The organism is Peptostreptococcus sp. MV1 (assembly GCF_000758885.1).
Classification (GTDB): Bacteria; Bacillota; Clostridia; order Peptostreptococcales; family Peptostreptococcaceae; genus Peptostreptococcus.
The window spans coordinates 1-10,281 of record NZ_JRNB01000032.1; the positions used below are offsets into that span (position 1 = coordinate 1).

General features: G+C 38.1%; 8 protein-coding genes and 1 other annotated feature. All 8 genes read right to left on the minus strand.

Translation table 11 applies throughout. The features are described 5' to 3' along the window. Positions 1-71: 71 nt before the first annotated feature. Positions 72-284: a binding site (T-box leader), on the minus strand. 108 nt (positions 285-392) lie between these two features. Next, complete coding sequence (gene mnmA, locus HMPREF1639_RS02605; RefSeq protein ID WP_036762978.1) at positions 393-1,445, minus strand: tRNA 2-thiouridine(34) synthase MnmA; 1,053 nt, start codon at positions 1,443-1,445, stop codon at positions 393-395. Positions 1,446-1,521: 76 nt separating this feature from the next. Next, entirely contained in the window at positions 1,522-1,986 is a 465-nt protein-coding gene (locus HMPREF1639_RS02610) for an RrF2 family transcriptional regulator (RefSeq protein ID WP_036762979.1), read from the minus strand. Positions 1,987-2,162: 176 nt separating this feature from the next. Beyond that, positions 2,163-3,422 carry a replication-associated recombination protein A gene (locus HMPREF1639_RS02615; RefSeq protein ID WP_036762980.1) on the minus strand — a complete coding sequence of 420 codons (1,260 nt, stop codon included), beginning with the start codon at positions 3,420-3,422 and terminating at the stop codon, positions 2,163-2,165. A 143-nt stretch (positions 3,423-3,565) separates the two neighbouring features. Further along, positions 3,566-4,342, minus strand: a complete 777-nt coding sequence (gene codY, locus HMPREF1639_RS02620; protein ID WP_036762981.1) for a GTP-sensing pleiotropic transcriptional regulator CodY — start codon at positions 4,340-4,342, stop codon at positions 3,566-3,568. Positions 4,343-4,623: 281 nt separating this feature from the next. After that, entirely contained in the window at positions 4,624-6,696 is a 2,073-nt protein-coding gene (topA, locus tag HMPREF1639_RS02625) for a type I DNA topoisomerase (RefSeq protein ID WP_036762982.1), read from the minus strand. 19 nt (positions 6,697-6,715) lie between these two features. Next, on the minus strand, positions 6,716-7,948 hold the full coding sequence (gene dprA, locus HMPREF1639_RS02630) for a DNA-processing protein DprA (protein WP_052045391.1): 1,233 nt from the start codon (positions 7,946-7,948) through the stop codon (positions 6,716-6,718). 61 nt (positions 7,949-8,009) lie between these two features. Continuing rightward, positions 8,010-9,647: a YifB family Mg chelatase-like AAA ATPase gene (locus HMPREF1639_RS02635; protein WP_036762984.1), complete on the minus strand. Its 1,638-nt coding sequence runs from the start codon at positions 9,645-9,647 to the stop codon at positions 8,010-8,012. Then, positions 9,644-10,006, minus strand: a complete 363-nt coding sequence (locus tag HMPREF1639_RS02640) for a YraN family protein (RefSeq protein WP_036762985.1) — start codon at positions 10,004-10,006, stop codon at positions 9,644-9,646. Before HMPREF1639_RS02640 ends, HMPREF1639_RS02635 begins: the two co-directional genes overlap by 4 nt. Positions 10,007-10,281 lie beyond the last annotated feature (275 nt).

Below are 10,281 nucleotides of genomic sequence, written 5' to 3' on the forward strand. Positions count from 1 at the left end.
CCTACGTGGACTTTCACCACAGACTGACGGCATGCCCGTCATACATAAAAAAAGCCCACTCCTGTATCAACTACAGGGGCGAGCTTGTATTCGCGGTACCACCCTGATTATCACAAACAAGTGTGACATCTTCATTAGCATTAACGCAGCATCACGTCTCAATGTACTACTAGTTCCAAAGAGCTACTCCGGGACTGCTTCACAGCCTGTATCTGGGGTATTTCCACCGACGCCCCCTCTCTATAAGACCAATGACTCCTACTACTTCCCATCCTAGTATTTTTTCTTATACTTAACCAGTCTAGCGCTCATTTCGCCAAACTTAATACATATATATTACAATAAAATAAACATTTTATCAACACTTTTCTGATTAATTTTAATGGCTAGGCTTATTCTATGATGCCTCCTCCCAGTAGCCTATCTTCAGAATAGAATACCACACTCTGGCCGCTAGTTATGGCCCTCTGAGCCTCTTCAAAGTCTACCCTAACCCTATCCTTGCCGATATATGTCACCCTGGCAGGTGATGGTTTGGCAGCATACCTAATCTTGGCGTAGACATCTATTGGACCCTCTATTTCGTCCTGATTCCATTCGACAAAGTTAACGTCCTTGGCTAGGAGACTAGACTTAAAGAGGTCTTCATTATTTCCTAGTATAATTGATCCGTCATCTCCATTTATACCTACCACGTATGTAGGTTTACCAAATGTTATGCCTAGACCCTTCCTCTGGCCGATTGTATAGCTGATTATACCCTTATGTTGACCCAAGACCCTTCCTGATATATCAACAAAGTTACCAGACTCTATATTCCTATCAGAGTGCTTCTTTAAAAATTTTTTATAATCATGGTCCGGTATAAAGCATATGTCCTGGCTATCTGGCTTGTTGTGAACCTCTAGGCCGATCTCCTTGGCAATAGACCTAATAGTGTCCTTGTCATAATTTCCTATTGGGAAAAGCGTTCTTGCTAGCTTTTCCTGGTTCAGATTGTACAATACGTACGTTTGGTCCTTACTATCACTTGAGGCCTTTTTAATCTCATACTTGCCACTTTTTGGGTTGTATTCAACCAAGGCATAATGACCTGTGGCTACATAGTCACATCCTAAATCCCTCGCCTTATCAAACAAAAGGTTAAATTTAATAGATTTATTACAAAAAACGCATGGATTAGGTGTCTTGCCCCTGAAATATTCATCTATGAAATTGTCCACGACTTTTTCCTGAAATTCACTGCTGAAATCAAGCACATGGTGGTCAATTCCCAACTTTTCACAGACAGCCCTTGCGTCACTAACTGACTTATCTTCACTATTATCTTTAGGTTTCCATAAGGACATAGTAGCTCCTACGACCTCATATCCTTCTCTTTGTAGCAGGTAGGCAGCAACTGAACTATCCACTCCACCACTCATACCTAATAAAACTCTCTTCATCTTTCCTCCATTCTTGTCATAAACTCAAAAAAAGAGCACGAGGCCCTTCTTTTAATCGATAAAATATATTTAAGAGTTATTTAATGTCTCTCATTTTTAAAGTAATGTCATCATCCCTGTAGCTGAAGTTTGAATTATAATCGTCCGCCATATCCTGAAGGGATATAGATTTTGTAACTTCTTCAATAGCCTCTTTAATCCTGGCCCAAACATATCTAGTTGAACATGAATCAAAATTCTTACAAGCATCTTCATCCAACAAACACTCAGTAAAGGCCATGTCACCCTCTAATACTTTCAAGATATCTGCTACAGTTATTTCTGATGCCGGTTTCGACAAGAAATAACCTCCCTGGGCCCCTCTCACACTCTTGACCAAACCGGCCTTCTTAAGTGCTGAGAATATTTGCTCCAGATACTGGTCTGATATCTCCTGCTTGTTGGCAATATATTTAAGGGAAACTGGTTCCTCTTGGTCGCCACTGACAGCTAGTTCAAACATTGCCTTTAAACCGTACTTACCTTTAGTCGAAAGCTTCATTGTTTTCACCTCTTCTCGAATTAATCCCTAGTAAATTGATATGAATTAACTCTATACTTATAATATTATATCCTAGTAAAAAAGTCAAGATTAAAATTTCATTAAAATTCCAATATTTGTACCTATTTTCCCAAAGTGTTCACACATGTCTAGTTTTGTCAATACTTACAGACTTTTTACCCTTTTAAACGCCTGAAAAATTCTTTTATACTTTTTTCAAACTTGTTATTTTGCGGCTCATAGTAACATTTATTGACCAGATTATCTGGTAGGTATTGCTGGTCTACATAGTGGTCTGGATAATTATGAGGGTACTTGTATCCTCTACCATGGCCTAACCTTTCTGCCCCCTTGTAGTGTGAATCTAGTAGGTGGCTTGGTATATCATCCTGGATCATACTATCTATATCCGCCAGAGCCCTATCTACAGCCAGATAGGCAGAATTGGACTTGGGAGAAGTAGCCAGTAGCAAGCAGGCCTGGGCCAGTGGTATTCTTGCCTCAGGAAAGCCTAGCTGCATGGCAGAGTCGACACAGGCCTTGACTATAACTATAGCATTTGGGTAGGCCATCCCTACGTCCTCTGAGGCTATAACAAGCAGCCTCCTAGTAATACTAATTAGGTCTCCACCCTTTATCAACCTAGCTAAATAATAAATAGCAGCATCAGGATCAGAACCCCTGATTGATTTTTGAAGAGCACTCAAGAGGTTGTAATGCACATCTCCGCCAGTATCAAAATTATAGCTAGTTGCTATATTCATACTCTTGATTACAGACATATCTATCCTAGCCCTGGCATCCTTGTCAAGATGTGATTCATTTATAGCCAACTCCAAAATATTAGCTGCTGACCTCATATCTCCGCTAGAGGCATTGGCCATGGCCCTATAGGCCCCCTTATCGCAAACTAGTTCCACATTGCTCAACTGGTTGTAGCGGGCTACAATATTTTCAAGCCCCCTCACTATATCATCCCTAGAAATAGACTTAAATTCCATAACGATACTTCTACTAAGGATGGCCTTGTATACATAGTGGTAGGGATTTTCTGTAGTACTCGCTACCAAGCTTATCTGACCATTTTCAATAAACTCCAATATAGACTGTTGTTGCTTTTTATTGAAACTCTGTATCTCATCTATATACAAGAGTATTCCATTTTGAGCATCCATGCTACCAATAGAGGCTATTACCCTCTTTATATCCTCTATTGATGAATTTGATGCATTTATTTTAAAAAATTTCTTCTTGGCCCTGCCTGCTATTATCTCTGCAACTGTGGTCTTACCAACGCCTGGCGGACCAAAAAATATCATATTTGGAAAATACGCCTTTTCGATCATATTATTTAAGAGTTTTCCCTTGCCAATAATATGATTTTGTCCAACCACATCTTCTATTCTTGTGGGCCTATACTTATCTGCTAATGGCATCCTGTCCTCCTAAAAAATATGACGCTAAGGTAATATACCATCACCCTAACGCCACTTTTAACATACTCATTGATATACTTATAGCATACACGTCTTATATAGATATGCAGCCAAGTATATACACCTCTACCTATCCAGTATATCTATCTTACCTTGGCTAATTCGTCCAATAGCTTATCATTCAAGATTCTGATATGAGTCCCCTTCATACCAAGAGACCTAGACTCTATTACACCTGCACTCTCAAACTTTCTCAAGGCATTTACAATTACAGACCTAGTGATTCCAACCTTGTCTGCAATCTTGCTTGCAACTAGTAGCCCTTCATCTCCATCTAGTTCATTGAATATATGCTCTATTGCTTCTAATTCAGAATATGAAAGAGTTCCTATAGCCATCTGAACAACAGCCTTCTTTCTCATATCCTCTTCCATCTCTTCACTAATAGCTCTGATTATTTCTAGACCAACAACTGTAGCGGCATACTCAGCAACTACTAGGTCTTCATCCACAAAAGACTTATTATATCTAGACAGCAAAAGAGTTCCTAACCTCTCTCCGCTACCAAAAATAGGTACTACCGTAGTGAACTTGGCCAACCTATTTTGTTCATATGGGAAGAACTTTAAGGCTTCATCTCCAGATATATTCTCTCTAGTTTCATATATTTTCAGTATATTCTCTGTATACTCTTCTGGAAAAATCGTCTTGTTGCTGTCTTCATCTACTATTATAGAACTGTCTTCTGGTTTCTGTAGATAATGTCCTAATACTTTACCCTTCAAACTAACTATATAGACATTTGAATCAAGTACATCGCTCAAAATAACTGACAACTGATCAAATGAAACAGATGTACCTGCATTAGATTGAAGCGTCTTGTTTATTTTTCTCGTATTTAATAACAACTCACTTGCCATGTGATACCCCTCCTAAACTTTATTAAATATATTATTATGCTTTTTTATTAGCCCCTTTAATATTGCCTAAATTTACGATGAAATTTAATTTTTTTAAAATACACACAATTCAAACAATATAATACAAGTTAAGAGTATCACAATTTATAATTTTTTTCAACTACTTTATCAAGTATTTTTATAATTTTCATTATATTCTAATAACTTTTCCCTATTTTATTTAAATTTTTATAAACCGGATAGGATAAAAATTAATAACATAAACTATAAAGTGTAAAACGCTATTTACTCTTAGCCTTTTGGTTAGTTATGCAGTCCTTGTTTGAACAGACTGACTTGCTTTCTTTCTTTGTAACCTTCTCAACCATATATGACCCACATTCTGGACAAACCTCACCATTAGGCTTCTTCCACTCTACAAAATCGCAGTCAGGATAGTTGCTACATCCATAGAATACCCTTCCCCTCTTGGATTTTCTGACTATAATATCACCATCTCCACACTTTGGACACTTGACACCAATCTTCTCTACGATAGGTTTTGTATTCTTGCATTCAGGATAATTCTTGCAGGCCATAAACTTGCCAAACCTACCATGCTTGATTACCATATTTGACCCACATAATTCGCAAATTTCGTCTGTTTCTATATCCATATTTATTTTTTCTATATTTTCTATAGCTTCCTTTATAGATGATGCTAGGGGTGCATAGGACTCAGAAACAACATGCTTCCAATCTTCAGACCCTTCTTCAATCTGGTCTAGTCTGGATTCCATTTGGGCAGTATAGTCCACATCAGTCAACATTTCAAAGTTTTCTTCCAGTATATCTGTGACTATATTACCTAGCTCAGTTGGTTTTATAGAGGCTCCTTCTTTTTCAACATAACCCCTATTTAAGATAGTCCCTATAGTAGGTGCATAGGTAGACGGTCTACCAATCCCCAACTCTTCTAGGGTTTTTACCAGACTGGCCTCTGTATACCTGGCTGGTGGCTGGGTAAAGTGCTGTTGAGGATCAATTTCCTTGACATCGAACCTATCTCCAACCTGAATTTCAGGAAGTATCTTGTCTTCCCTCTCATAGAAATTGTATACCTTAGTGAATCCATCAAATATCTGTTTTGAACCTGATGCCTTGAATATATACTGGTCAATCTGAGCTTCAATACTCAAATTTTCATATAGGGCATCAGACATCTGACTAGCCACAAACCTTCTCCATATCAGGTTGTATAGCTTGTACTGGTCCTTTGATAGGGATTCCTTTATATCGTCCGGATGCCTATAAACAGAAGTAGGCCTAATAGCCTCATGGGCATCCTGTGAATTTGACTTGCCCTTGGCCTTCTTTTCCTTACTTTCTGAATGGTACTTTTGTCCATATGAATCCAGGATAAAATCCTTAGCAGATAACTTTGCCTCTTCTGATAGCCTCTGTGAATCTGTTCTGATATATGAAATCAAACCTACAGTACCTTCGCCCTTTATATCTACACCTTCGTATAATTCTTGGGCTATCTTCATAGTTTTCCTAGTGGTAAAGCCCAACCTATTTACGGCCTCCTGCTGTAGCATAGAAGTAGTAAATGGTTTAACTGTTGTCCTCTTCCTAGTCCTTGTATCTATCTTCTTAATTAGTATGCTTGAGGCCTTTATCTTCTCAATTATATCATTGACCTGGTCTTCATTTTCTAGGTCCAGCTTTTGCCCATCTAGGCCGTAAAAAGAAAATTCAACAGGACATCCATCCACCTCTGATATTAGGTCCAGCGACCAATATTCAACAGGAACAAAGGCCTCTATTTCCTTTTCCCTTGCACAAACTAGCTTGGTTGTCACCGATTGAACCCTACCAGCACTTAGACCTCTCCTTATTTTTTGCCACAGGATTGGACTGATCTGGTAGCCTAGGAGCCTATCCAAAACTCTTCTAGCCTGCTGGGCATCTACCAAGTCTATATTTATCTGTCTTGGTTTCTTGATTGCCTTCTTTATTGTATCTTTTGTTATTTCGTTAAATTCTATCCTGCATTGACTCTTCGGGTCTATGCCTAGTATATAGGATAGGTGCCAGGATATTGCCTCGCCTTCTCTATCGGGGTCGGTTGCTAGATAGACCTTTGTCGCCTTCTTGGCTTCTTTTTTTAGGTCCTTAATTACAGGTCCCTTACCCCTAATATTTATATACTCAGGTTCAAAATTATTATCTATATCGACACCCAACCTACTCTTTGGCAGGTCTCTTATATGTCCTACTGACGCCTTTACAACATAGTGGTTTTTGCCCAGAAATTTTTCGATAGTCTTTGCCTTAGCTGGAGACTCGACTATTACTAAAGCCTTTGGCACAAACAACACCTCCATTTATTTATATTATAAGGACCTTATTTAATTCGTAGGTATTTATGCCTACCTCAAAAATATAATCCATCATACTCAAATTATTGACGCAAAATATAACCTCCCCTACCTCCATATTTAGGTAGCTGGAAATCTTGTCAATTTCTAAGGCTCCCTTTTCAGATAAAAGCTTCAAAATATCTCGCTCATGCTCAGAAAATTCTTCCCCATTCAAGTTTTCATTTCTAATATTAACACAAACAGAGGGATTATTACCAGTATTTTTATTATTTTTTTTGTTATTTAAGCAATCAAAAGTATAAAAAGTTCTATAATCTTCTAGTATATCTTGGCTGGTCATAACCATTTTTCCACCCATGCTTATCATCTCATTACAGCCATATGAAAGTTCTGAAAAAATACTTCCCGGTACCAAGTAAACCTCTCTACCATTGTCTAGACCATACCTAGCAGTTATTAGGGAACCACTCTTTTTACCTGCCTCAATCACCAATATGCCCCTAGACAAACCCGCGATTATCCTATTCCTAATTGCAAAGCTAGCTCTAAAAGTTTCCCTACCAGGGCCTGTCTCAGATAATATGAGCCCGCCTTGGTCTATTATTTGCTTAAATAACTTTTTGTTTGACTTGGGATATATATTATCTATAGCTGTCCCCATTACAGCTATAGTTGGTGAACCTCCCTCTAGACAATACTTATGAGCGTATGAATCTATACCAACTGCCAAGCCACTAACTATTCCTATACCAGACTCTGCTAGGTCTCTTACCAAATACTTGGCAGCATTTTTGCCATACTCAGTGCATTTTCTAGCCCCTACTACTGACAATAGTGGGTAGCTATTGACTATGGATATATCACCATAATAATAGAGGATATAGGGCGGGTCATATACATTTCTCAAGAGGTCTGGATAGTCATCTGAATCATAACATATATATGAAACCCTCCTAGACCTCATATCATTTTTTATATCGTCAATTACATCTTGACTGTAACCACATTTACCTATCTTATCCATGATTTTTTTTGAGAAGTAAATCCTCCCCTTATCCATAATAATACCCAAAAACTCATTTGTATCAAGCTCAAAATTCTTCTCATCATAACTAGGACCTTCAAAACATTTTTCAATAAATATTTTTTCTAATATATCTTTATTATCATCAAAAAATGCCTTCATACCCTTAGGTCCTATGCCAATTACTTCCCTTGCCCATATAAAAAAATTATCCATCATTATCCTCCAACCCTACTTTTATTTAGAAAGAATACAAGCCCTATGATAAGATATATAACTATCTATCAAAGTATTTGTAATAAGCCTTCCTATAGGAAAAAGCCTCTACTATGTCCTTGCTAGAAATATCTGTTCTAGCCTCTAGATCTGCTATAGTCCTAGCCAACTTGAGTAACCTAGTATAAGACCTATTGCTCAGGCCATGCTTCTTGTATATCCTTGCTGCCATCATACTTGTATCCTGATCCAAGCAGCAGTACTTTTCTATATCTTCACTTGTCATTTGAGAATTAAGCAAAAAACCACGCCCCTTAAACCTATTTTCTTGAATATCTCTTGTGGCTTGAATTATATCCAACATTTCCACAGATGACATCCTCTGAGACTTGTCATCAAATTCTTCAAAATCAACCTTGCCAACCTCGCAAAATACATCCATCCTATCTAAGATAGGTCCTGATATCTTGTTCAAGTATCTCTCTATCTCATACTGGCGACAAGTGCATTCCTTGTGACTTTTGTAGTAACCACATGGACAAGGATTCATTGATACTATCAATTGAAAGTCTGCTGGATAGCTTACTGTGTGGTTGAGCCTCGATATATTGACCACTGAATCCTCTATAGGTTGTCTCAATGCCTCCAAAATTTGTTTGGAAAATTCAGCTACCTCATCTAAAAATAGCACCCCCCTATGGGCCAAACTAATCTCACCCATACTAGCCTTGGATCCCCCTCCTATCATAGATATTTTAGTCGCTGTGTGGTGGGGCTGCCTAAAAGGCCTTGTCCTTATCAGGCCTTGCCCCTCTTTTAGGAGTCCAGCCGCACTATATATCTGGGTAATCTCCAATTCCTCATCCTTGTTAGGTCGAGGCAATATTGTCTTTATAGCCCTAGCTATCATTGTTTTACCTGTGCCCGGTGGACCTAACATGAACATATTATGCCCACCAGCAACTGCTATCATAGCAGCCCTCTTGGCTATGATATTTCCCCTTATATTATAAAAATCATCCTCCAAGATACTCAGTCCTGTCAAAGCATTCCCTTCTGATTTTACTTTTGTATTGGAGGCATCCCCATCCAAGTCTAGGACTTGCTGTATAGACTTTTTGTCTGGGTCATATTTATTGTCAAATAGGTCCCTATACTTGCCTGCTAAATACGTATGGATTTCATCCTTTTCCATATTCAATATTTTCAAGCATTCCCTCACATTGTCTAAGCCTATAATCTCTATACCATCTATGCCACTACACTCCGGATAATTGCTAATAGGTATAAAAACCCTCTTTATCCCTTCTTTTTTCATCTTGATTACTATGGATAGGATACCCTTCATGTTTTTTATATTTCCATCCAAGGACAATTCACCTAAAAATCCTGATTCCCTTAGATATTCATCTGTCTTCTTGATCTTGTGTCTAAGTATACCGACACATATCCCTAAATCTAGATAGGACCCATCCTTCTTGACATCAGCCGGTGATAGGTTGACTACTAGCCTATTTAAGGGGAAGTCATAGCCGCTATTTATGATGGCAGACCTGACCCTCTCCTTGGACTCCTTGACCTCTGTACCAGCCAGGCCTACCACACTAAAATATGGCATTCCCTTGGATATATCGACCTCTATATCAACTATGAGTCCGCCCACACCCATCACCATGCCAGACTTTATTTTATTAATCATATTCCACCTCCTAGAACATAAGCATTTCTTATATGCTTTATTTTTTTTTCATTGTAGTATACCTCAAATACATCAAACCTTGCCCCATACTCAAATAGACTATTCAAGCATATATAATTTTTGGCTACACCTATTATCCTAGCCATCTTTTTTGCATCAACGGCCTGGGCAGGACTACCGAAACAAGTGTTTTTTCTAGTCTTGACCTCACCAAACACCAAAAATCCGTCCTCAATAAATATAATATCTATCTCTCCCCTACTAGTCCTGTAATTCCTATCTATTATTCTGCAGCCTATCTTCTCTAGGTAAATTGCAACTGCCTCTTCTCCTATCATTCCAATTTCATAATTATTCATAAGACATTAAACCCCCTACTAGTGCCTATAGTCTTATGTACTCTTTTTGGAATAAATAAAGTAATCTCCCTTATTATCATAAATAAATTTCACACCAATAGCCTAGAAGTACTTGTCATAAAATTTCAAGACAGAAAAAACCACCTATATATTATGCAATGTAAAAAAGGACCGGTAGTCAAATCATTGACTACCAGTCCAACTTAAACGTCTATTTATTTAGGTTGTATAATATTTAGCGTTGGTGAGAGAAAAAATTCTCTCCCAACGCTAAA